Origin of the sequence: Streptomyces sp. NPDC002467, assembly GCF_042889825.1 — a bacterium.
In the GTDB taxonomy this organism is placed as follows: Bacteria; Actinomycetota; Actinomycetes; order Streptomycetales; family Streptomycetaceae; genus Streptomyces.
Genome location: NZ_JBIARJ010000006.1, coordinates 220,533 through 244,305, shown reverse-complemented (window position 1 = coordinate 244,305; position 23,773 = coordinate 220,533). Strand labels below are relative to the sequence as shown.

The following is a 23,773-nucleotide window of genomic DNA, read 5'->3' as shown; positions in this document are numbered from 1 at the left end:
GTCCCACGGCCGGGGCCGGGCGGCCCCCGGCCGGGACCGGGCCGAGGCGGTCACGGTGATCACTGCTCCTGGGGCGGTACGGCGACCGTGTCGTGCTGCGGGCCTCCGAGGACGACCTTGAGGGCGCCGGTGTCGGCGGCTCGGGCGAAGACGTCGTACGCCTCTTCCATCTGGTCCAGTTCGAAGCGGTGGGTGACCAGCGCGGATCCGGGCAGCCGGCCGGCGGCCGTCATCCGCATCAGCATGGGGGTCGAGTGGGTGTCGACGAGGCCGGTGGTGAGGGTGACGTCCTTGATCCACAGGTCTTCGAGGTGGAGGGTCGCGGGCTTGCCGTGGACGCCGATGTTGGCTACCCGGCCGCCGGGACGGACCATCCGGGTGCACATCTCGAACGCCTCGGGCACCCCGACGGCCTCGATGACCACGTCCGCGCCGAGCCCGTCGGTCAAGTCCTCCACCAATTGCTCGGGCCCCTCCCGGGCGCTGACCGTGGCATCGGCGCCCAGGTCGCGGGCGGCGGCGAGCCGGGAGGCGGCCAGGTCGACGACGACGGTCCGGTACGGGCTGTAGAGCTGTGCGGTGGCGATGGCCGCGAGTCCGATGGGCCCGGCGCCGACCACGACGACGGTGTCTCCGGGGCGGACGTTCCCGTTGAGGACGCCCACCTCGTAGGAGGTGGGGAAGATGTCCGCGAGCAGGACCGCCTCGTGACCGGCCAGTGCGCTGGGCAGCGGATGGACGGAGAGGTCGGCGAAGGGGACGCGGACGTACTCGGCCTGGGTGCCGTCGATGGTGTGGCCGAGGACCCAGCCGCCGCCTCCGCGGCACTGCCCGTAGCGGGCCTCGCGGCAGAAGCGGCAGCGGCCGCACGCCGAGATGCAGGAGATCAGGACCCGGTCGCCCGGGCGGACGGTGCGGACGTCGCCACCGGCCTCGACGACGGTGCCGACGGCCTCGTGGCCGAGCACCCGACCCGGTGTGACCTCCGGGACGTCGCCCTTGACGATGTGCAGGTCGGTGCCGCAGATGGTGACGGCGTCGACCCGGACGACCGCGTCCGCGGCGTCCTCGATCGCGGGGTCCGGAACGTCCTGCCAGGAGGTCCGTCCGGGCCCGTGGAAGACGAGTGCCTTCATGGCGCGGCCTTCTCTCTGTGTGCGGTCCGAAAGCGGTCCGAAAGAGGTCCACCGCCGGGCCGTGCCCGTGTCCCGTCGGCCCGCTCGGGCCGGTGGGCCCCTTGGCGGTTACCGGTCGGGCCCCTCCCGGGAGACCTGGCCCGGTGAGGCGGTGGCGTGACCGGCTCCCGTCCCGCGAGGAGGGCAGCGGACTCTTCCAGGGTGTCTCGGACCCGGCACACCGCAACCGGGGCGGGCGTATGACCAGGATTCCTACTTGGCATCAGGCAACGTTCGTGACCTCCACTGATGCCAAGTAGGGTCAGCGCCTGGAGGGGCAGAATCAGAAAGATAGTTGGCACTTTGGTACAGCGCAGGTCACGAGGCGTGTCACCACAGCGAGCATTCCAGCAGACTGCAGATCTTCGGCAGCACGGGAACAGGCGCGCGGGTGCGGCAGTCCCCCTGGCAGGCACACCAGCGCAGGCAAGGTCCGGGCTAGCGGACCTGTTCGGCGCAGGCGCCTGCGGGGTACGGCGTCGGCAACCGCGCCGCCGCGATGGACGGCAGACCTCGAACTACTGCCGTGCCGGGAGATCCTTCGCCTCGCAGTCCACCCCGAGCTGATCGGCATAGGGGCCAAGTCTCTGAAGCAGAGTCAGCATTCCGCCACGGCGGGCGTTACGAAGCTGGTTCGCAGCCATGGTCACGGCACGCGCGCCAGGCAGCCGCTTTCCAGTCGCAGTGTCTCCGATCAGGGGACTGAACAGGTGGTAGCCCTGAGTCGCGCGAACCCAGGCGAGCACGGAAAACCCCATGTGGTGGTGGGACTGCGTGAGGCTGTTGCCCAAGTCGCACGTAAGGTCCACCCAGTCGCGTGCGAGCGACGACCTAGGCTGTCGCACCGTGAACGACGAGGCAAACGACCTGACGATCAACAGCAAGCCCGAGTACATCTCACGCAACGAGGCCCTCCAGCACGCCATGGCCGGCGACATCACCCATCTGCGCGGGCTGGGGTCGCACCTCACCGCCCGTTACGCGGCCGCCGCCCGGGCCGTCCGGATCCACGGAACCGACCTCGCCTACCTCCGCCGGCTCCTCACCACGACCCCGGGCCGTGACAGCGTCGAGCTGCTGCTCCAGCTCCTGGGTGCACAGGAAGCCGCCACCGGATCCGTGGGACTCGAACTTCCGCTCATGGCGACGATGCTCGCCCAGCACCAGCCAGCCGCGGTCCTCGCACGGACGGTCTTCGCCGACATCCCCGAAGGGGACCGACTTCGCGAGCTGCGGACCTGCCTGTTCCACGAGTTGCTGTTGCGCGGGGTGGACCCGGACGAGTTCCCTGCCCTGCGCCCCGGCTGGCTGCCTCCCCTGGACTGGCTCCCTGACCGCCGCCGCGCCCTGGAGACCAAACCCGACTTCACGCGCCATACCGTGAACGGCTCGGCCAGCGGCGTGAAGAGCGGCCTGCCCGGGCACGACCGTCTGGATCCGCCAACCCCCCGGCCATCCGGAACATCACCGCTGCGCAACTCCGTGACGGTGGACGAGCACGACCTCATCGTCACCGCCGCCGAAGACAACTGGGGCTACGCCGAGGCCTGGGTCTTCCGGCCGGACCAGCCCATCACTCCCGCCCAGGTACCCGCCCTGCTCCCCACCCTGCCGATGGAGTGCGTCACCGACCTCGGCCCCGCGGGCCGCTACGAGATAGCCGCCCGCCCCGTGGGCGACATCTGGTCCCTGCTCTTCGCCACCGCATCCATGGGGGGCTTCTACAACTCCGGCAGGTACGGGGCCTGGGGCCGGCTGCAGGCATGGCGCTCGCTCGCGGGCCTGTGCGGCCTGCCGTTCCACGCGAGCGCGGAGGAGGTGGAACGCCTCGCCGAGCAGTACACCTGGTTCCACTTCCAGACGGACTCCGAGTTCTTCCACAATGACGGCGACGACTACGGCATCGCGGCTCTCTCCCCGGACGGCCTGCGCCTCGCCGTCCTGGCGGCCACAGACACTGACTAGAACAGGCCGGTGCGCTTGTGGTGCGTGAGGTTCTCGAGGATCTCGTGCAGCCAGGGGACGCGGACTGCCGGCAACCGGACCAGCGTGTGCGCGAAGATTCCCGGGTCGGCCCGGAACAGGCGGTGAGGTCGTGGTGCGGGCGGGTCATCGCGGAGTACACCGGCGGGCATGATTCCCGAGGCGGGGAGGGCCAGGTCCCGTTCGGGGAAGGCCATCCACATCCACACCCCGAACGGCAGCGGCACGGGGTACGTCGAGGCGGCCGGACCGGCCGGGCTCCAGGGTTTCCCCGCCTGCGGGTAGAGGCACGAAAATGATGTCGGCGTCCCCTGCGGGGGCGGGCAGTCCCGGTCCGGCCAGAACTGCCCGCCGCGCGGGCTGGACTGCGGGCAGCAGGGCGTCGACGGTGCGTTGGAAGACTTCCGCGACCAGGCCGTGCGGGACCGTCACTGGCCGGCCACCCGAGGCTCCCAGCAGGTGGGCGAGGGCCTGGCCGGCTGCCGCCTCCCACTGAAGGCTCCAGGACCACCAGCAGTCCAGCCCCAAAAGCGACCCCCCGTCTGGTGATGGGCTCGATCGGTGGCGTGGCCTTAGCCTCCATCAGCACTTCCGCTCAGGAGCGCCTTGCGTTGCTGGCGGGGAGGCGGCGCACGGCATTGGGTACGAGCCAGACCGCCTGCCAGAGTGAGCAATCATCGATCCGGCTTGCCACGGGCATGCCACACGCCTCACACACCATGTTGGGGCTGTCACCCCAGTCAAGGCCTCAGCAGTAGCCGCAACCTTCCTCCGGGATCGGCACGGTACCGCGCTGATCCCCCGGGGCGATGACAATCGTGCCGGGCTCAGCATCGGACAAGGCGTAGACAGGAGCGTACATGCCGCGGGCCGCCGCCGCGTCTCACGGAGCGCATCGTCCCCAGCTGCCCGGCCGCGTCGGTGGGATCTGGCGGAGGTGCTCGCATCGGTTGAACTTCGGGCGCTTGGTTCTTGGATCGAGTGCCCTGTCCTCCTTCGTCTCATAGACGGGGATCAGCTCGATGTGCGGTCCGTTCCTGCAGGGGATTTCGACTGCGTGGTAGAAGCGGCGGCTGTTCACTCCGGAGCGACGGGAGTTCTCGCACGGGGAGCGGAGCGTAGATGGTCTGTCCGTCGACGGAGATGTGCCGTTCGCATGGACGTCCAGCTTCCGCGTAGACGTCGCGGATGCAGTGGTCATATCGGTACTTGTTCAGTGGCCTGGGCTTGATTCCGTCGTGCTGTGGTGTGTAGACGACGATTCCGCGGGCGACGAGTCTGGCCCGGTGGGTTCCGCGCCAGGCAGTGTCGAGCACGGCGGCAATGACGCCTGGCGCGCGGTCGAGGATCTCGTGGGCGAGGCGCAGGGCCATGCTCGCCTCCTCCTCCGTCCGGGTCCTCTTCCGGGGACCGGTGGCGGGCGCCGTCGGCGTTCAGGATGATCCGGCTGTGAGCTCTCCCCGGCAGGCGTACGGAGAAGGAGACGATCTTCTTTCCGTAGACGGCCCGGTCGCCACCCTCGATCTGGATTCCGGCATCCGAATCGACTCTGTGCCGCCGCATCTCGCCGGTCTTCTCGTCGGTGGTGAATTCCTCGGTCTGGTGGCCTGCTTCAGTGACTCCAGCCGAGCCTGCGAGGTGTACGAGCGGGTTACCTGACAGCGTCGTCGTCGAGGTCAAGGCGGATCAGGGCCAGCGCCGCGGCAATCTCGACGGTCATCTCGTCGTCGGGACCGAACACCATGCACATGTCCTGATGGAGCGGTTCGAGGACCTGCCGGGCTTCGGCGGCTCGGCCCTGGGCGAGCAACAGCATCCCGATGTTGTGCCGCAGCTCCACCGCTTCCTCGCTCGCGTCGCTGTCGACGGCCCGCACGACGTTCAGCACGCCCTGGAGCGCGGCGAGCGCGTCGGTGACCTGGCCCAGTTCGGCGCGGCACCGGGCAGCTTGGGCGCGGCAGGCGCGGGACTGCTCGCCGGTGGGTCCGGAGATGCGGGCGTAGGCGTCGGAGAGGGCCTCGAACTCGGGCAGGGCGGACCGGTAGTCGCCGCCGAGGAGGCGGATGGCCGCTCGCTGGCGGCGCAGCGCCAGAACGGCCTTGCTCTCGGAGCCGAGGGCGAGGGCCGCGGGTTCGATGATCTCGCCGAGCACCTCGGCGGCCTGAGTGAACCGCTCCTCATCCAGCAGGGCGTCGGAATGGGCGTACGCCGCCTTGATGTCCTCACGCAGTTGGGCGGGAACGGGCACCGGCCGGGCCCCCGGGAGGACGGCCGTGGGCGGCACGTCATCAGGTACGGGCGACTGGGCGCGGGCGCGGGGCGCGAAAGGACGACGGAAGACGCCCGTCGGGTCGGGCGCTCCGGCCAGCCCAGCATCCGTCGTGCCGGGTTCCTGGCCCGGAGGCGGGAGGAACGGCAGCAGCCGCGCGTACACCTCCTGCGTGTCGGCGGGCCGTGCCTCGGGAGCCTTCCGCAGCAGGTGCAGGACCAGCTCCTCCAGTGCCTCGGGGACCTCGGGCCGCAGCTCCCGCAGCGGGGTGGGGGCGGCGTTGACGTGCTGGTACATCAGCATGTACTCGCTGTCCGCCTCGAACGCGAGTCGTCCGCTGAGGAGTTCGTGCAGTACACAGCCCAGGGCGTACAGATCGGTCTGCGGGGTGACGCGTCCGCCGCGCACCTGCTCGGGCGACATGTACTGGTGGGTGCCGATGGGGCTGCCGGTGGCGGTCAGTTTGGTGACATCGGTGCGCAGGATCGCGGCGATGCCGAAGTCGAGGACCTTCACGGTGCCGTCGCGTGCGACGAGGATGTTGCCCGGCTTGAGGTCGCGGTGGATCACCGGGACGTCGTGCGCGTACGACAGTACGGTCGCGACCTGCGCGGCGACGGCGGCCGCCCAGCTGACCGGCAGCGGCCGGCCGGGGTCCAGGTAGGCGGACAGGGGTACGCCGTCGACGAGCTCCATCACCAGGAACAGCCGCTCGTACGACGTGTCGAGCACCGCGTCGTACACCTGCGGCACGCCGGGGTGCTGGATGCGTGCGGTGATGCGGGCCTCGCGGCGGAAGCGCTTGGCGAACTCCTCGGCCAGTTGGGGAGAGGTGACCGAAGCCTGCCGGATGAGCTTCACGGCGACGGGCCGGTCGAGCACAGCGTCGTAGCCGCGCCACACGTCGCCCATGCCGCCGTGGCTGAGCTCCTCCAGAAGTTCGTAACGGTCGGAGATCGCCTCCTGCGGCACCTTGCCCCCGGTGTGCGTGATGAACGGTCATGGTCAGGGGCCAAGTGTGGCCGCCGCGTTGATCTGCCGTCCAGCGGTCTCCGTGCGAAAGGGGCCACGGGGGTCGCCGACCGCTGGGACTGGCACGCGCGCAAAGGAAGTGCAATGCGCGACTGCATTACTGTCTGGCAACTGAGTCGGCGGTACCGAATCCGATGCAGTGTTGCTACTTCACGTCTTTGGCCAGGACGGCGACGGCGACCTTGCCCACCACCGTCGTCAGGACGTAGTTGGTTGAGCTGCTGAAGGCGACACCTACGCCGGCGGGAATCGCCTTGGCCATCGCCTTCTGGGTGAAGGTGATCGACACCCGCTTGAACAACTGCTTGATCGTGACCAAGGCCGGCCCTCGCAGGTACTGATAGACCAACTTCTCGGCGATCTTCATGACCGCTGCCTTGCCGCCCTTCGACGCCATCTGCTCTACCGAACCCGCCAACGCGAGCACGGAAGCCAGGTGCTTCTTGTCCTCATTGCTCAGCTCGGTCTCGTACACCTCGACCAGGCACATGCACATGTCGATCTGGAGCTTGAGTGCCGCGGCGATGTCGGTGATGCCGCCGCCAAGGACTGCGACCGCCGTCCCGACCCCTGGAATCACACTCGGGGCTGCGGTGACCGCGCCGGTGACTGCCGAAAGCTTGGAGTACCGGCCGACTATCTTGGCCGCGATCCGGCGCTTGTCCTCCAGGCTCTCGGGCTCTCGCTTGAACTTGGCCTCGAAAGTCGCACGGTACCCGCCCACGAGCTCAGCGGCCGCCTCCGGTGTGATGGCGATCATCTCGACGGCCTTCTGAAGCCGAGACTCTTCGAGCTCGTCCCCCGCGTGGCTCATTTTTCCCCTCCCGATCCGTTACACCTCATGAAGAGGGCAACTTGCACTGCGGACAGTCTTGTAAGCAGAAATCCAGTGGCACGCGCGCAGCCGACCCCCTGTTGGAGCGTTGCATCGCTCCAACAGGGGATCCCAGCCCCCACATCCGGCCGGGACGTATGGATCAGACGTCGTCGTCCAGACCCTCCTCGCGGCGGATCATCCGCCAGGCGGCCTTGCGGGCGCTGCGGTCCAGACTGGACTTGAAGCCCTTGTCGGGGCCGAAGTACTGGCGGCCCATGCCCGCGATGGTGTCGATGTGGTCGGCCATCTTGTCCGCGAAGACGTTGTCGAAGACGAGGCCGAAGTTCTCCTCGTCGTTGACGACGGCCGCCGCCCGCACCTTCGGGTCGGCCTTGGCCTCCTCGAACGGTCGGATGACGTCCTGCTCGGTGAACTCGGTGCCGAAGCGGTCGTTGAAGTCGTCGATCAACTTCGAGAGCAGGGACTTCTCCGCGTCCTTGGCGCCGCCCGTGCCGTCACCGAAGCCCTGCATCGTCGTCGGCCCCTCGGAGGTTAGAGAGACGTCGTACTCGCCGGTCTTCTCCACCCGCATGTGGCTGAGGTCGATCTCGCCGATGTCCACGCCGCCGTCCGCCCGGCGCGGCAGCCGGTTGAGGAGGTAGCGGCCGTAGAGGTGCAGCCGCTCCAACTCGGCATCCTGGTACGGGACGATCTGCGCGAGGAAGCCGTACTTCCTGACGTAGTCGTTGAGGGCGGCGCGGAAGTCCTCCGCGGCCTCCTGGTCGTCCGTGTCCTCGCTTTCGAGCAGGGGCGTGAAGCGGGCGACGGCGGGGGAGAGCAGCCGGTACAGCTCGGCGTGCAGTTTCTCCCACTTGGACTGTGAGCCCGCCGCCTTCTCCTTGGCGGCGAAGTACGCGGCGGCGAACTCGTCCATCTCCTGCCCGGACAGGATCGCCGCCTGCATGACCCGGCTCTGCGCGGTGTAGAGCAGGTTGGGGTCGGAGGGGAGGGTGTTCGCCTCCTCGAAATACGGGCGGAAGGCGTCCTGTATGTCGTTGGCGTCGTTGACGAAGTCCAGGACCGCCAGGTCCGCCTGGCTCTTGCGCTCGGCGGTCCGGTTCAGCCGGGACAGGGTCTGGACGGCTGAGATGCCGGTCAGTGACTTGTTGACGTACATCGTCGTCAGCAGCGGCTGGTCGAAGCCGGTCTGGTACTTCTCCGCCACGACCAGGATCCGGTACTCGCGCTGGCCCGTGCCGCCGGCCCGGGCGGCCTTGTCGTCGACACGCGTGTACGCGAACGCCTTCGGCAGCGCGCTCTCCGACAGCCCGCCGTTCTCCTTCGGCTCGGTGGTCTCCTCGCCGTCGACCGTGAGTGAGCCGGAGAAGGCGACGAGGACTCCCAGGTCGGGGTACTTGGTGTCGTAGTCCCGGTCCTTGAGATAGCTCTTGATCGCGCGCGCCATCTGCACGGCGGACTGCCGGGAGGCGGTCACCACCATGGACTTGGCCCGGCCGCCGAGACGGCCCCGGCTGTGCGCCACGAAGTGCTCCACGATCACCTGGGCGTGCTGGGCGACCGTCGAGTGATGGGTGAGCGCGTACCGGGCGAGCAGGCCGTTCGCCTTCGACGGGTCGACTTCCCGTTCGTCGGGGTTCTGGTTCACCAGCTTCCAGTACGTGTTGTACGTGACGTAGTTGCGCAGCGGGTCGAGGATGAAGCCCTCCTCGATCGCCTGCCGCATGGCGTACGTGTGGAAGGGGCGGTAGGCAGCCTTGCCGTCGATGTCCTGGAGCGTCCCGAAGAGTTCGAGCGTCTTGGCCTTCGGCGTGGCGGTGAACGCGAAGTAGGACAGGTTCGCGGCGCGGGAACGCTGCTCGGCCCTCTTCTTGAGCTGCTCGTCGAGGGTTGCGGCGGCCTCGGCCTTGACCGTGGTCGCGCCCGCCTCGTCTGAGTCGGAGTCCAGGCCGAGGTCGCGCAGCGCGGACCGTACGGCGGTGGCGGCGTCACCGGACTGCGAGGAGTGGGCCTCGTCCACGATGATCGCGAAGCTGCTGCCCTGGATCTCCGTGGGGTTGCGCTGGAGGTAGTCGAGCATCGCCGGGAAGGAGTGCAGCGTGACGGTGACGATCTTCCCGGTGTCGCGGGAGAGCGCCTTGGCGAGCTGCTCGCCCTTGGCTCCGTACTTCTCGTCGATCTCCACGACTAGGCCCGCGGTCTGCTCGAAGTTGCCGACCGTTTCGCGGAGCTGGGCGTCCAGGTTGCGGCGGTCGGTGATGACGATGACCTTGTCGAAGACCGGCACGCCCGGCTTGAGGCCCTTGGCGATGGCCTCGGGGTCGAGTTCGCGCGGGTCGGTCGGGGTGTGCAGGTCGCTGAGGCGGTGCGCGAGCCAGCCGATGGTGTTGGACTTGCCGGAGCCGGCCGAGGCCATGACCAGGTAGTCGTGGCCTGCGCCGTGGGTGGAGGCGTGCGCGGTGAGCTTCTTGACCGCGTCCCACTGCTGGAACCGGGGGAAGACCATCGTCTTGGTGGTGCCGCCGCCGGGCGTCTTGCTCTTGTGTAGGTGCACGAACCGCTGAAGCAGGTCCAGCCAGTTGTCCGGCCGCCAGACCTGCTCCCAGAGGTAGGAGGTCGCGTACGTGCCGTAGGTGGTGGGGGCCGGGTTACCGGCCCCGCCGGGCTGGCCGGGGCCGTTGGATCCGGTGTTGAAGGGGAGGAAGCGGGTGTTCTTGCCTTTGAGCTGGGTGGCGACGAAGACCAGGTCCGGGTCCACGGCGAAGTTCGCGACGACGCGGCGCGTGAAGATCAGCTCGGTGGGGTCGCGGTCGGTGCGGTACTGCTCCTTGGCCTGCTCCACCCCCTGCTTGGTCAGCGGGTTCTTCAGCTCGGCCGTGGCGACCGGGATTCCGTTGAGGAAGAGGGCGAGGTCGAGCCGGTTGCCCCAGTCGGCCTGCTTCGTCGCGTACTCGAGCTCGCGGACGACGGTGAGGCGGTTGGCCCGGTAGCCGTCGAGCACGGAGTCGTGGGCGACGAGGTTGGGCTTGAAGTAGGCGACGCGGAGCAGGACGCCGCGGTCCTTGACGCCGTTGCGGAGGACATCGAGGAGCCCGTTGGTGGCGATGGCCTGGTCGAGGCGGCCGGCGAATCCGCGCTGGGCCTCGTTGGGGTCACCGCCGTAGACGGTGAGCAGCTCGCTCCACTCGTCTGGCTGGGTCGCGCCGATGAAGGTGAAGAGTTCGTTGGTGTCCAGACCGAGGTCGGCCTGGTAGTCCTGCGGGCGCGCCTCGCGCCAGCCGCGCTCGATCATGGCGGCGACTATGGCGTCACCGAAGGCGGACTCCGTGTGGATGGGGCTCATGGCTAGGCGGTGACTCCGTCCGTTACGTTGCGCCCGCTGGCGGTGGATACGTCGAACTGACCGGTTACGGCGGCGGTGATCAGGGCTTGGCGGCGCTCGGCGAGGAGGCTGAGTTGGAGAGCGACGGCGGTACGGAGTCGAGCTGTGCCCTGCATACCGCCTTGAATTTCCTGCACCAATGTGGCCTGCTGCGTCTGCGTAGCCATCGGCATGGGCCAGGTTTTGATGTCCTCCCCACGGAGTTTCACCATAGACTGGGAAGTTCCCCGCGCCACAGATTCAATCAACGTACGTACGCGGCCGCTCAGTGCTACCTGCGCCACGAAGTCCGCGTTCATCTCGGGCATAAGGTCAACGCGATAGATCAAGTCAGGAAGTAGCAGCTTCTGGTGATCGCTTTCGACAACTGCGACATCGCCAACCAGGCTCGGCGTGTTGGCGCGCGTTACCAAAAGGTCACCTCGCCTCACCTGATAGGCGGAAATCGGCTCAGTGCCCTCTGGCAGGCGCTTGTTTTCTGAGGAGATGAAGTTCCCACCCTTGACGGCGCTGAGCTTCAAGACGCCCCATTCGTCATCGCCTTGCCGAGGGATGGCCTCACACTGCGGGCTTGCTCCCTGCTCAATCCGTGTAGTGAATCGACGCAGCGGAACCTCGCCAACTGTCCTAGCCAACTCATTGACCAGGTTGTCACGCAGGGCGTTATCACGCTCATCGATCCTCGCCCTCAAGGTCACTTGTAGGGCGACCAGTCGGTCGATGCGGGCGGTCTCAGCGTCGAGGAAATCGGCGATGCGACGCTGTTCCCTAAGGGGAGGTTGCCAGATGTCGATCTTCTTGAGATCTTCTTGTGTGAGCTTGTCCCGTGTTGACCCTGTGAGGTAATTTGAGTAATCAACGCAGTTGAGCGCGTAAGCGAGGAATCGTCCATCGGCACCTGTTGCGCGCAGGGCGTGGATGTGGTTGTTGATCCAGCTCGGTCCCTCTACGTAATGGGCAACGCCCTTTCCTGGGATAAAAAATGGAGATCCATCTTCCTTGAGTAGAACCAATGGCTCGTTGAAGATTGCCTGATCGACAAAATCCAGTACGCCGCCAGCTCCCCAGTACGGGACGCTCCCCTTCATTTCTGCCCGCTGCTCGCTGTTCAGGGGGATTCGTCGGCCATCGAGACATGTAACGAGGCGTCGCAACGGTACAGTTGGCCAGGTCATTCTGTAACCTCTTCCAGCAGCGCCTGAATCTCTGCTTCCAGGGACTTCAGCTCTGCGTCGATCTCGGCCAGCGGCCTCGGCGGCTTGTACACGTAAAAGTGCCGGGTGAACGGGATCTCGTAGCCGATCTTCGTCTTCGTGTGGTCGATCCACGCGTCCGGGACGTGCGGATGCACCTCGCGCTTGAGGTAGTCCTCGACGTCCTCGCCGAGCGGAACGTTCTCGGAGTCGCGCAGGTCCGTGTCCGGCTCAGCCGCACTCTTGATTTTCTGGACCTCACCCTCGGGGTCCCGGACGCCGATCGTCTCCCGCACTACCTTCGCGAATGGCGCGCCCGTCGGCCACGTCAGGCCGGCCGCGACGACCGCATCCTTAAGTGCGATGAACGCCTCTGACTTCGTCGGCCAGGACGAGCCGAGCAGCGTACGCACCGCCGCGACGAACTCCTCGCTCCGCTCCAGCCTCGCCACCGGCTTGGCCTCCGTCAGTGCAGCCAGGGTCTCCTCCGTGACCTCGAAGCGAAGCTTCAGCGGGCGTTCGACGGTGATGCGCTGGTAGCCGAAGTCCTCGTTGGCGAAGAGCTTGACCTTGCCGTGCAGCCGGTGCTCGGGGTCCTTGGCGACCTGGAGGGCCTCCGAGTACAGGCGGGTGATGTCGCCGATGTGGTCGGGGCGGCCGTTCGTCCCGTCGCCCAGTTCCTTGCGCTTGTCGCCGAGCGACTTGCGCATCTTCACCCACTGGTCGCGCGCGTCCAGGAGGACGACCTTGCCCTTGTGGTCGGCGTCCTTGCGGTTGGTGAGAATCCAGAAGTACGTGGAGATGCCGGTGTTGTAGAAGAGCTGGTCCGGGAGGGCGATGATCGCCTCCAGCCAGTCGTTCTCCAGGATCCAGCGGCGGATCTTGGACTCGCCGGAATCAGCCGCGCCCGTGAACAGCGGGGAGCCGTTGAAGACGATGGCGATGCGAGATCCGCCCCCGCCGTTCACGTCCACCGGCTTCATCTTCGAGATCATGTGCTGGAGGAAGAGGAGCGAACCGTCGTTGATGCGCGGTAGGCCGGCGCCGAAGCGGCCGGCGTCGCCGAGCGACTTGTGCTCGTACTCGACCTCCTCCTTGACCTTCTTCCACTCCACGCCGAACGGCGGGTTGGCGAGGATGTAGTCGAACTTCCGGCGGGAGTGGCCGTCGTCGGAGAAGGAGTTGCCGAAGCGGATGTTCTCCGGGTCCTGGCCCTTGATCATCAGGTCGGACCGGCAGATCGCCCAGGACTCGGGGTTGAGCTCCTGCCCGTACACCTCGACCGTCGCGTCCGGGTTGAGGGCCAGGATGTGGTCGTCGGCGGCGCTGAGCATGCCGCCCGTGCCGCAGGCCGGGTCCATGACCGTGCGGACGACACCCGGCAGGCTGAGGGCGTCCGCGTCGGGCGCCACCAGCAGGTTGACCATCAGCTTGATGACCTCGCGCGGGGTGAAGTGTTCACCTGCGGTCTCGTTCGACTGCTCGGCGAAGCGGCGGATCAGCTCCTCGAAGATGTAGCCCATGTTGTGGTTGGGCACGACATCGGGGTGCAGGTCGAGGTCGGTGAACCTGCCGATGACCTGGTAGAGCAGGTTCGCGCCGTCGAGCTTCCTGACCTGCTGGTTGAACTCGTACTTCTCGAGGACCTCGCGGGCGTTGTCGGAGAAGGCGCCGACGTAGATCTGCAGGTTCTTCGCCGCGTTCTGCGGGTCGGCCGCGATCTTCTTGAGCGTGAGGTCGCTTTTGTTGTAGAAGGAGTGACCCGAGGCCTTGCGCAGGAAGTGGTCGGTGTCGATCTCCTGGCCCGCGAACCTGTCGACGGTCTCGGCGACCTTCTCGCGCGTCGGCTCCAGGACGCACTCCAGGCGGCGCAGTACGGTGAACGGCAGGATGACCTTGCCGTAGTCGGACTGTCGGTAGTCACCGCGCAGGAGATCGGCGACGGACCAGGCGTGGTTCGCCAGCTCCGTGTGCTTGCTGCTGTTCAAGAGGTCCCGGCTTCCTTCCGAAGAGCGCCGTCCGGGCGTGGGACGGCTGGGATTCAGTGTGGTCTTGTGCGGTGGGACTCGTGGGGCGTTTCAGACAGAACGGCTGCCCGGGGTGCCCGGGCTGGTCGGGTCGGCCGGTGGCAGGAGTACGCCCGCGGTCAGGCCGGTGGTGAGGGTGGCCGCGGTGTCGGCGGCTAGGTCAGCTGTTCTGCGGACGGCCGCGCGCAGTTCGTGCACGCGGCGGAAAGCCTCCCCGTAGCGCCGCTGTTCCTCCAGGGGCAGCAGCGGTAGGCGCAGGCGGCCCGGTGTGACGTGCACGAGGCTGCTGCCGGTCGACGCGGAGGCGATGTTGTCCTCGGCGCCGAGGAACCCGGCCAGGAACCACGGGTCGAGGCGGGCGGGGTCGGGGCGCAGGAGGTGGATGTGCTGACCCAGCAGGGCGCCGGCGTCCCGGTCGTCCGCTACCCGGGTCATCGCCGCCGCGTTGCCGCCGTTCGCGACGGCGCGTACGAGGACGTCCCCGGCGGCTACGGGTTGCGCGGCGTCCGAGTGGATGTCGACAGCCGTACCGGACGGCGGGTTTCCGCCCGAGATGTCGCGGGCGGTGAGGACCGGCCGCTCCACGGCGGGGGCGCCGGAGCCCTTGGAGCCTCGTGTGCCGGGCGTAGCCGCCCGCAGCACGGTCAGGGCTCCGCCGCGCGCCAGGTCGGAGACGGTCGCCGTACGCCACTCGCGGGCCGAGGCCCCGGACGGCTGCCACCCGCCGGAGGCGGAGGAGGCCGCCAGTGCGCTGACCTGCTCGGCCAGTTGCCCGTACAGGTCGTCGACGCGGCGGGCCAGGTCGGCCGGGTCGATGTCGCCCGCGGTCGCCCGGACATGGCGGGCCGGGGTGACGTCGACGACGTCGTCGAGGAGGTCGACGAGGGGCACCGCGCGGGCGACGCCTGGCTCGTCGGCGTAGGTGTCGGGTGCGGTGGTGAACGCGGCCCACTGGCCGAGGACCCGGTCAGTCAGCCCCGCCCAGTCGAAGGAGGCGGCGGAGGAAGGGGCGGCGGAAGAGGACGAGCCGGAGCGGCGGGGGCGTGAGCCGCCACGGGTGCCGGCGTCGGCCGTGGCCATGTCGGTGGCGGACGCCGTGCCCGGGGCGCCGTCCCGCTGCTCGCCCTCCCCGTCGACGAACAGCACCGTCGTACGGTCCGTGCCGCCCGGCTCGGGGCGTTGGAACACCCAGATCTGCAGGCCGATGTGGAGCGGATACGCGGCACGCGCCGGAAGGGAGACGACGGCGCGCAGGGCCCCGCCGCGGATGAGTTCCGCGCGGACGCGGCGGCCGGACGAGCGGAAGGCAACCCCGGGTGGCAGCAGCATGACCGCGTAGCCGCCGGGCTCCAGGTGCGCGAGGGCGTGCTGCACCCACGCCAGTTCGGACTCGAAGCGCGGCGGAAGCCCGTACGCCCACCTTGGGTCGTAGGCCAGCTCGTCGTGACCCCAGTCCCGGTCGGCGAACGGCGGGTTGCACAGGACGGCGTCCACGGTGACATCGGGAAAGGCGTCGTCGCGCAGGCTGTCGCCGACGCGGATCGCCGTCTCGGCTTCGGGTGCGGCCAGCAGCAGCCGGACCGCGGTGCGCTGGCCCTGGACGGGGAGCGAGTCCTGCCCGAACAGCTCCCGCGCGCCCTGCCGGGCGGCGGCAGCCAGGAGCGTGCCGCTGCCGCAGGCGGGGTCGAGGACGCGGGACGGGTCGGCCGGCAGGAGCAGTGCCATGAGGAGGGCCAGGCCCTCCGGGGTCTGGTAGACGCCGCTGGCGGCGCCCTCGTCCAGTTCGCGTTCGGCGAGGACGTCGACGGCGGCCTGCGGCCCCGCCTCACGGACGCAACCCAGCAGCGCGCGGACCGCGTCCGCGTCGTCCGGACCGTAGCGGACCGGCTCGGCCTCGGGCACGGCGGCCGGAAGCTCGCCCGCGGTCTTCTCCGCTCGGGCGATCAACTGGTCGTCGGGCAAGGCGGCGAGTTCGGTCAGCTCCTCCGGTCTGCGCCGGGACGCGGCAGCCGCCAGCGGGAACAGTCGCGCGGCCACTCCCGAGCCGGGTCCCAGCAGCCGGAGCGCTGTACGCAGTTCCTCGGCCGGCGAGGCGGTGGAGGTGTGCCCGCGTCCCCGCAGCCATGCCTGGACGGCCGGCAGGTCGTAGAGCGGACTGGTTTCCGTGCCTGCGCTGGGAGCCGGGAAGTCGTCGTGGCGGCGGCGCCAGTTGCTGACGGTGGCGCGCGTGACCCCTGCGATACGGGAGATCTCGGCGGCTGTCACATGCGCTGAGGGTGCCGGTTGGGCTGGTGGCTGCTGGGGCATGGCGTGGGGTTCCGCACCTCTCGGGCCAGTCGGACGGGGACGGTTAACACATTACAACGGTCGTCAAATTCGTCAAGTCGTTTGACAGTGCTTTCAGTGTCATGCTTATCTAGTCACGGTTCCGAGTGGAAGCGTGACGCTGACTTTGCGAGCGAACTGTGGAGCGCCCTGTCGCCGTACCGCGTCACGCATCCGATCTCCGTCAGTCCCTACTCATCGCAACGCGACACGTCAGGGCCGCGCCCTCGCCGGATCCGTTCCGCACCGAAGTCGCCACCCACCGCACATGTCCCCTCCCTCTCAACGGGGGACCACGCCGCGCACCACCACCCCCACGCGAACGCCGGGGCACCATCCGCACCGACCGCGTGCCGGTGTCCGCCCCATCCTCCGAACCAGCATCTGGCCCCCGGGAGAAAGCACATGACCGTGACGGAACAGTCCCAGCGGAACGCGGACGAACCCACCGACCCCACTCGGCCGAACTCCGCCGACCAGCCCCCGCCCCTGGCCGATCTGGTGCGGACCCGTCTGGGCGAGGCGGCACTCACCGAGCCCGTGAAGGCGCTCCTGAAGGAGACGCTGGGCGAGAACGAGACCCGTGGAACCTCTCCGGTCGGGCGCGTCTACCTCGGCTCCCTCGCCGTCAACGGCTTCCGTGGTATCGGCCCCCGTGCCCGGCTGAGCCTCAGCCCCCGTCCGGGTGTCAACCTCGTCGTGGGCCGCAACGGCTCCGGCAAGTCCAGCCTCGCCGACGCCATCGAGGTCGGCTTCACCGGCACCCGGGCCCATCGGCCGGGCCAGGACGCCACGCGCGGCGGCCACTGGTACAACCTCCACAACGCCGAAAGCCCCAAGATCGAGCTCAAGCTCGCGATCGAGGGCGACACCGGCAACAGCACCCTCACCCGCACCTGGACGAGCCAGGAGTTCGGCAGCTCCGAGGCCACCTTCAAGCGCCCGGGTCATGCAGCCGTCCCCGTGGCCGAGGCCGGCTGGGACACGCCCCTCGCCGACCACCGGCCGTTCCTCTCGTACACCGACCTCGACCTCATGCTCACCGGCAAGCCGTCCGAGCGGTACGACGCGATCGCCACCATCCTCGGCATGGAGCTGCTCTCCATCGCGACCAACCGGCTGAGCGCGCGGGAGAAGGCCCTCGCTGCCGTCGCGAAGGAGACGAGGGAGGCCCTGCCCGGCCTGAAGGACGCCCTCTACGCGCTGGGGGACGACGACCGTGCCGTACAGGCCCTGCTCGCCGTGGACACCCCCGGCGCCCTGGACCTCGACACCATCGACGCGCTCGTCGCGGGGCTCCCCCCGGCCGACGACAGCCGGCTCGCCGAGCTCCAGAGTGAGGCCGGGGCGCAGGGCCCCGACCTGGCGGAGGTCGGGGAGGCCGTTCAGCGGCTGAGGATCGCCCTGGCCGACGTGGAGGACCTTCACGGCACCGACGCCGAGAACGCCCGGCTGCGCGCCGATCTGCTGGAGAAGGCCCTCGCCCACGCCGACCGGCACCCCGACGACGATGTCTGCCCCGCGTGCGGAACGGAACGGGTCCTCGGACGGGAGTGGTACGACCGCGCCTCCCGGCAGGTCGCGGAACTGCGCCACGAGGCGAAGACCGCCGAGGACGCCCGCGCCGCCGTCCGGACCGGTAAGCGGAACCTCCACAACCTCATCGAGAACCCCCAGCGGATCCCCGTTGCACTGGCCGGCCCGTGGAAGGCGTGGAGCGACTGCCGGCAGATCACCGACCCCGCCGAACTCGCCCGGAGCGCCGAAGAAGCCGCCACGGTCCTCGTTGACGCCTGCGACACCGTCAGGAGGCATGCGGCCCACGAGCTGGAGGAGCGCGACGAGCGGTGGCGCGCGCTCGTCACCCGGCTCGCCGCCTGGGCGGACAAGGCCCGCGAGACCGAGCGGGACAAGCCTCTGCTGGGCGACCTCCGAAAGGCGGTGAAGTGGCTCAAGGACCTCTCCACCGAGCTGCGGGAGCAGCGCATGGAGCGCTTCACCGACGCCACGCAGGCCATCTGGGAGCGCCTGCGGCAGGAGAGCAATGTCGACCTCACTTCCGTGAGCCTGAAGGGCAGCGAGAAGGCGAACGTCCGCAAGCTCGTCATGGCGGCCTCCGTCGACGGCCAGGACGCCCCCGCGCTCGACGTCATGAGCCAGGGGGAGCTGCACTCCCTCGCGCTCTCCCTCTTCCTGCCGAGGGCCACGACCGCGGACAGCCCGTTCGGCTTCCTCGTGATCGACGACCCCGTGCAGTCCATGGACCCGACCAAGGTGCACGGACTCGCCCAGGTGCTGCACGAGATCGGCAGGCACCGGCAGATCGTCGTCTTCACCCACGACCCTCGTCTGCAGAAGGCGTTCACCGACCAGGAGCTGCCGGTCACGGTCTTCCAGGTGGCGCGTGGCGAGGGGTCCCGGGTGAAGGTCGACTGCGTCGACGACCCGGTCGCGCAGGCCATCGGCGACGCCCGGGCCATCGCCGCCACTCCGGGGCTTCCCCCCGAGACGTACAGCCACGTGGTGCCCGGCCTGTGCCGGATCGCCCTGGAGAACACGTTCCTGGAGGCTGCCTGGATCCGCCACCACCGCACCGGCGGCTCGGAGTACGACCTCCAGACCGCGATCGACAGCGCGGAAAGGTTCCAGGAGGTCGCGGCCTTCGCGCTCTTCGGCGACGTGACGCGCGGTAGCGACGTCAAGGAGGAGGTACGCCGCCGCTACGGAAGCCCGGCATGCTCCCTGATCCAGCAGTGCCAGAAGGGGGCCCACGCCGGCGGCACCTCGATCCCCAACCCCCACCGCTTCGTCACGGACGTGGAGAACCTGGCGCAGAAGATCCGCAAGCCGGAGGTGACCGCATGACCGCCCCCGCGCCTGCTTCTGTCGAAGGTCTGCTGCTGACGGCCGACGGCCTCCTCGACGGCGAACTCGCCCACGCCACCACCGCCGGCCGGCACCGCGGCGCCTGCCTCGCGCTGCGGACCGCGCTGGAGCTCTGCGTCGACCGGGTGCTGGAAGCCGCGATGCCAGGTCTGCCCCGCACCACGGGGCGCGCCAAGCTGCTCCTCCTGCACTCCGTCGCGTCGACCGGAACGGCTCGACGGGCGAAGGCCCTCTGGTCGCAGCTGAGTCTGGGGTGCCACTACCACCTGTACGAGCTCGGGCCCACGTACGCCCAGGTGCGGGCCTGGCGCGCCGAGGCCGACGGCCTCATCCGAGAACTGATCCATTGACTCTTCGTCACCGTCCGTTTTCTGGTAGTTGTTTCAGCGGGGTACGGGCACATGCCCGTGGCGGTGTCCCCCGGCACCGCAGGGAGGACGCACATGAGCACCACCACTCGGGACGAGATCCTCGCCGGCGAGCAGCGGGCGGTGGACCACGCATATGACTGCTACACCACGAAACTGGCCGAACTGAGCGGCACCTCGGCGGCCACCGCCTCGGCGAGCGGCAAGGACGGGATCGCCAACCGGGCCGAAGCGGAGGCGCGGGCCGAGGCCTACGGAGGACTGGGCGGCGAGGCGCTGGTCTTCTCCCGCGTCGACGCCCCGGAGGACCCGGGCGGAGAGCCCCGGCCGTGGTACATCGGGCGCCGTGGGGTGAAGGACAGCGCGAACGATCCGGTTGTTCTGCTGTGGACCAGCCCCCTGGCGAAGAAGTGGGTCGAGACCCGGCCCGAGAGCCCGGGCGAGGTGGTCCTGCGTCGTCAGCTCCGCTGCGTACAGCGGATCGTCGAGAGCTACTTCGACGAGATCTCCCTGGCGACGCCCGCTCCCGTGCCCTTGTCCGTACCCGAGCCCGCCGCCGTACCGGTGCCCCGTCAGGCCGCCGACGACAGCGCGGCGGAGGAGACGGACGCGTCCACCGCCCCGGAACGTACGTCGGCACCCACGCCCGGCGATGTCGTCCGATGGCAGCGGCGTAAGGCACTCCAGCCGGACGACTTCCTGCTGCAGGAACTCCAGCGGTCGCGCGGCGGTCGGATGAGGGACATCGTCGAGACCATCCGCCGTGACCAGATGGAGCTGGTCACCGGCTCGCCCTCGGACATCCTCGTCGTGCAGGGCGGCCCTGGTACCGGCAAGTCGGCGGTCGGTCTCCACCGGGTGACCTGGCTCGTCAACAACGAGCACTTCAAGGCCCAGGACATCCTCGTCATCGGTCCCCACCAGCGGTTCCTCGACTACGTCGGCCAGGTCCTCCCCACCCTCGGCACCCGGGATGTGAACGCCGTCCAGCTGGACCGGCTGTGGGAGGGCGAGATGCTCGGTGTGGACTCGCCGAAGGCGCGTCTGGCGAAGTCGGGTGAAGGCATGGCGGCCGTGCTGCGGCGCCGGGTCGAGAGCGACTACCGCCCCGAGGCTCTTGACGCCCTCACGGTCGTCCCCTCCTTTGAGGGCGATGAGCCCGGGGTCGTCGTCACCGCCGGCAGTACGACCCTCCGCGTACCGAAGTCCGAGGTCCTCGCCCTCCTCGACCAGGCTCACGCCGGCGACGGGCCCTTCCGGGAGCGGCGGGACCGCTTCCGTGGCCTGTTCGTCGACAGGCTTCTCCAAGAGCTCGCCGATGTCGCACCGCGCCGCGGACAGGCCGGCACGATCCGCCGCGACCTGGAACGCAACCGCCGGGTCGAGCGCCTCGTCGAACGGGTCTGGCCGTCCCCCGGGCCCCGGGAGGCCCTGCGTAGCCTCTACGACTCGGCCGACCTCCTGCGGGACTGCGCCGACGGCATCCTCGACGAGGAAGAGCAGGCGGCCCTGTTGCGGGCCCGCGCTGCCAGCGCCGACGCCGACCCGTGGACCCTCGACGACCACGTCTGCCTCGAAGAGCTTCGCGTGCTGATCAGCGGCGACACCCCGCCGCGATACGGCCACATCGTCGTCGACGAGGCCCAGGACCTCACGCCCATGCAGGCCCGCTCCCTGCGGCGGCGGTGTGCGGTGGGCGGCTCCATGACCGTCCTGGGCGACCTCGCGCAGGCGACGGGCGCCCACATCCCGACGAGCTGGGACCTGCTCGGCGCACTCCTTTCCGACCACGGCGACTGGAGCGTGGCTCAGCTCACCACCAGCTACCGCGTCCCCGCCGAGATCATGGAGTTCGTCGCCCCTCTCGCCCGCGTGGTCGCCCCGTCCCTGCCTTATCCGCAGGCTGTCCGTGAGGCGGGCGTGGGCGCCGTGCGGACCGTGGCGACCGAACCATGGAAGCTGCTCGACGACACCGTCGCCCACGTGGCACGACTGGTGCGCACCAGCGACGGCAGCAACCCCCGCTCCGTTGCCGTCATCGTCCCGGACGACTCCGACTGGCTGGACGCCATCAGCCACCGAATCCACGAGGGCGGCGACATCGCCGCGCGCGATCGCGATGCCGTGTCCGTACTGGCCGCCGGGCAGGCCAAGGGAATGGAGTACGACCACGTCCTGGTCGTCGAGCCCGCGACGATCGCCGACCGTGGTCCGGCCGGGCTGCGCCAGCTGTACGTGGCCCTCACCCGCAGCACCCAGAGCCTGACCGTCCTGCACACCGCCGCGTTGCCGGAGGCGCTCACCGCCCCCGCGGACGACTCTGGATCCGCGGCACCGGACGTCCGGCCCGTGGGCGCGGCGGAAAGCCTTCCCCGGATCGGCAGCGATGTCCGGGTCGAGGTGGTGGGCCACGTCTCTGGCGGTCGGTACAAGGTCAGGCCGCTGTCTCCGGTGATCGGTCGGCCGCTCGTGCTCACCGTCCGCCAAGGCACGGTTCCCCCGCGCCGGGGTGACGCGCTGGACTGCTGGGTGTTCGCGAACGACACGAGTCAGACGGTGCTCACCGCCGATCAGCGCGGCCGGTCGCCCGTCTCGGAGCGGATGGCGGGACGCTATCTCGCGGCACTGGACGTGCTGGGAGAGCTGACCGGCAGCGACGGCGACGTTCCAGACGCCCGCAGCCGCCTCTCCGAACTCCAGGGCATGGCCAACCGCATCCTTCGCCGGGACCAAGCCGACTGGGTTGACGTCCTTCACCTGTTCGGTGATCCGGACAGAGAGCAACTCGGAGCTCTTCGAGACCTTGCCGCGACAACCAACCGTGCGCTCAAGGAGGGCACCTTCGACGCAGGTCGGCTCGCGGAGGGGTTGGACGCTTCCGGCTGGGCAGGGCCCCTCGCTGAAGCACGGCGAGAGCTCCAGGAGCGCTTCAGCACGGCGATGAAGCCGAACTCCGACAGCGCGATCCCCGTCGCCCCGACGCAACCAGATCACAAGGAAGAGGTGCAGATGACAACCGCGGACACCGCCGCCACAACACCGGCTGCGACCACGAAGGACGGTTTCCTCCGCGCGCTGGAAGCGGCTGCCGGGGCCGACCGTACGTGCAAGAAGCACGAGGCGGTCCGTCATGCGCTGAAGGCATCGCTTCTCTGGGCGGACCTCCAGCCGGCCGACTCCTCGGTCGTCGACGTCAGCTGTGTCACCCAGCACGGTCTCTTCCTCTACGAGGCCCTGGGCGCAGGCTGCTCCACCTATGAGGACCTGCGATCGGGCGCGACCCGCCTGCTCGAGATCAACCACACGCTGCCCGTGCGGGCCGACGGTCTCTACCTTGTCCTCTCCGAATCGCCTGCCGAAGACTGGTCTGTAGACACGATTCGCGACGTCTTCCGTGTCAATGTCATCTGGCGCAGCCCGACCGGCTGGGGCGGCGACAACGCGCATACCGCCTTCGGCTCCTCCGGGTGAGCAATCAGTAGTAGCCGTCGTCCAGTCCAGGGCACAACGCGCAGCCCCTCAACAAGGAGAGATGGGGCCCTCGGGAATCCACCCCTCGACGTATCCGGTGGTCAGCGGGACGATGCCCTCAGGGTGGATCTCCCGCCTTCGTCTTCGTAGGTCTGTGACGCCCCATCGAGAGTGCGTCGGTGATCTCTGCTCGATTGCGGCCCCCTCGGTGTCGCTGATGCGGACGATGAAGACACGTGCCGCCGTCACGCGGTCGAACTCCGTACGTGCCGGCGACGTCTACGACACCCAGAATGTGCCGCCAGGTCACCGCGGACCGCCAGGCCCCGGGGCGTCATCTCATACCCCGGGCCACACCCCAGCGGGGTCGAAGCCCGGGCCGTCCTACGGCTACTCGGCGCGGTCGGGGCGGGCTAGGGCGGGCTTGGGCCAGGTACGCAGCAGCTGGTCGTCGGTCATCGCCGTCGTGTGCGGTCCCGGGCCTGGCTCGAGGCCGAAGCCAGCCAGCAAGACGTCCACGTAGCGGCACCAAGCGCCGGGGGCGACGGCCTGCTGGGCCATTGATCGATCACCCTCGTGAACACGTGGTCAGGGTCCGGTTCACACCGTGTTCGCGTAGCCGTGCCATCACCAAGTCCGGTGAAGTGCGCAGCCTGTCGCCGCCGCGCCGGTGCCCGCACGCGAAACAGGGGCACGGTCCGGGCTTCGCCCGCATGGAGTCCACCCGGGTCGTGGTCTCCTGCCAGCAGGACATGGACCAGCCCTTCCACTTGTGGCTGACCCCGGGGCATGGCTCCATGGGGAGGAAGCCCTTCTCTCGGATCGTC

At 69.0% G+C, this 23,773-nt stretch carries 13 protein-coding genes; 5 read left to right on the top strand and 8 right to left on the bottom strand.

Annotated elements, in window-relative coordinates:
* Window positions 1-59 precede the first annotated feature (59 nt).
* A complete protein-coding gene (locus tag ACFYYJ_RS15435) occupies window positions 60-1,136 on the bottom strand; it encodes a zinc-dependent alcohol dehydrogenase family protein (protein WP_389132493.1) in 1,077 nt (358 codons plus the stop codon).
* Between the two features lie 885 nt (window positions 1,137-2,021).
* Between ACFYYJ_RS15435 and ACFYYJ_RS15430 the strand changes: the two genes are divergently transcribed.
* A complete protein-coding gene (locus ACFYYJ_RS15430; protein ID WP_389132490.1) occupies window positions 2,022-3,140 on the top strand; it encodes a DUF6183 family protein in 1,119 nt (372 codons plus the stop codon).
* On the opposite strand, the gene ACFYYJ_RS15425 is transcribed toward ACFYYJ_RS15430, so the two are convergent.
* Window positions 3,137-3,385, bottom strand: a complete 249-nt coding sequence (locus tag ACFYYJ_RS15425; RefSeq protein ID WP_389132487.1) for a hypothetical protein — start codon at window positions 3,383-3,385, stop codon at window positions 3,137-3,139. The two genes, ACFYYJ_RS15430 and ACFYYJ_RS15425, sit on opposite strands and share 4 nt — an antisense overlap.
* A 1,144-nt stretch (window positions 3,386-4,529) precedes the next feature.
* Here ACFYYJ_RS15425 and ACFYYJ_RS15420 point away from each other — a divergent pair.
* Window positions 4,530-4,817, top strand: coding sequence for a hypothetical protein (locus ACFYYJ_RS15420; protein ID WP_389132485.1), 288 nt, complete (start codon window positions 4,530-4,532; stop codon window positions 4,815-4,817).
* Here the strand turns inward: ACFYYJ_RS15420 and ACFYYJ_RS15415 are convergent.
* The 6 genes from ACFYYJ_RS15415 to ACFYYJ_RS15390 form a co-directional block, all read right to left on the bottom strand.
* Window positions 4,810-6,399 (bottom strand): protein kinase, encoded by a 1,590-nt coding sequence (locus ACFYYJ_RS15415; RefSeq protein ID WP_389132482.1) that lies wholly within the window; start codon window positions 6,397-6,399, stop codon window positions 4,810-4,812. The genes ACFYYJ_RS15420 and ACFYYJ_RS15415 overlap by 8 nt on opposite strands.
* Window positions 6,400-6,604: 205 nt before the next feature.
* On the bottom strand, window positions 6,605-7,273 hold the full coding sequence (locus ACFYYJ_RS15410) for a hypothetical protein (protein WP_389132480.1): 669 nt from the start codon (window positions 7,271-7,273) through the stop codon (window positions 6,605-6,607).
* A gap of 163 nt (window positions 7,274-7,436) precedes the next feature.
* Window positions 7,437-10,637 (bottom strand): type I restriction endonuclease subunit R, encoded by a 3,201-nt coding sequence (locus tag ACFYYJ_RS15405; protein WP_389132476.1) that lies wholly within the window; start codon window positions 10,635-10,637, stop codon window positions 7,437-7,439.
* A 2-nt stretch (window positions 10,638-10,639) separates the two neighbouring features.
* The gene (locus tag ACFYYJ_RS15400; RefSeq protein WP_389132473.1) at window positions 10,640-11,851 is read right to left on the bottom strand and encodes a restriction endonuclease subunit S; all 1,212 of its coding nucleotides are present in this window, start codon (window positions 11,849-11,851) and stop codon (window positions 10,640-10,642) included.
* The gene (locus ACFYYJ_RS15395) at window positions 11,848-13,857 is read right to left on the bottom strand and encodes an N-6 DNA methylase (RefSeq protein ID WP_389132468.1); all 2,010 of its coding nucleotides are present in this window, start codon (window positions 13,855-13,857) and stop codon (window positions 11,848-11,850) included. Before ACFYYJ_RS15395 ends, ACFYYJ_RS15400 begins: the two co-directional genes overlap by 4 nt.
* Before the next feature lie 90 nt (window positions 13,858-13,947).
* Complete coding sequence (locus ACFYYJ_RS15390; protein ID WP_389132464.1) at window positions 13,948-16,161, bottom strand: N-6 DNA methylase; 2,214 nt, start codon at window positions 16,159-16,161, stop codon at window positions 13,948-13,950.
* Between the two features lie 465 nt (window positions 16,162-16,626).
* Here ACFYYJ_RS15390 and ACFYYJ_RS15385 point away from each other — a divergent pair, with 465 nt between their 5' ends.
* From ACFYYJ_RS15385 to ACFYYJ_RS15375, 3 genes are all read left to right on the top strand, one after another.
* Entirely contained in the window at window positions 16,627-19,086 is a 2,460-nt protein-coding gene (locus ACFYYJ_RS15385) for an AAA family ATPase (RefSeq protein ID WP_389132461.1), read from the top strand.
* Window positions 19,083-19,457, top strand: coding sequence for a hypothetical protein (locus tag ACFYYJ_RS15380; RefSeq protein WP_389132459.1), 375 nt, complete (start codon window positions 19,083-19,085; stop codon window positions 19,455-19,457). The genes ACFYYJ_RS15385 and ACFYYJ_RS15380 overlap by 4 nt, the downstream gene beginning before the upstream one ends.
* 93 nt (window positions 19,458-19,550) lie before the next feature.
* A complete protein-coding gene (locus ACFYYJ_RS15375) occupies window positions 19,551-22,946 on the top strand; it encodes an ATP-binding domain-containing protein (protein WP_389132457.1) in 3,396 nt (1,131 codons plus the stop codon).
* Window positions 22,947-23,773 lie beyond the last annotated feature (827 nt).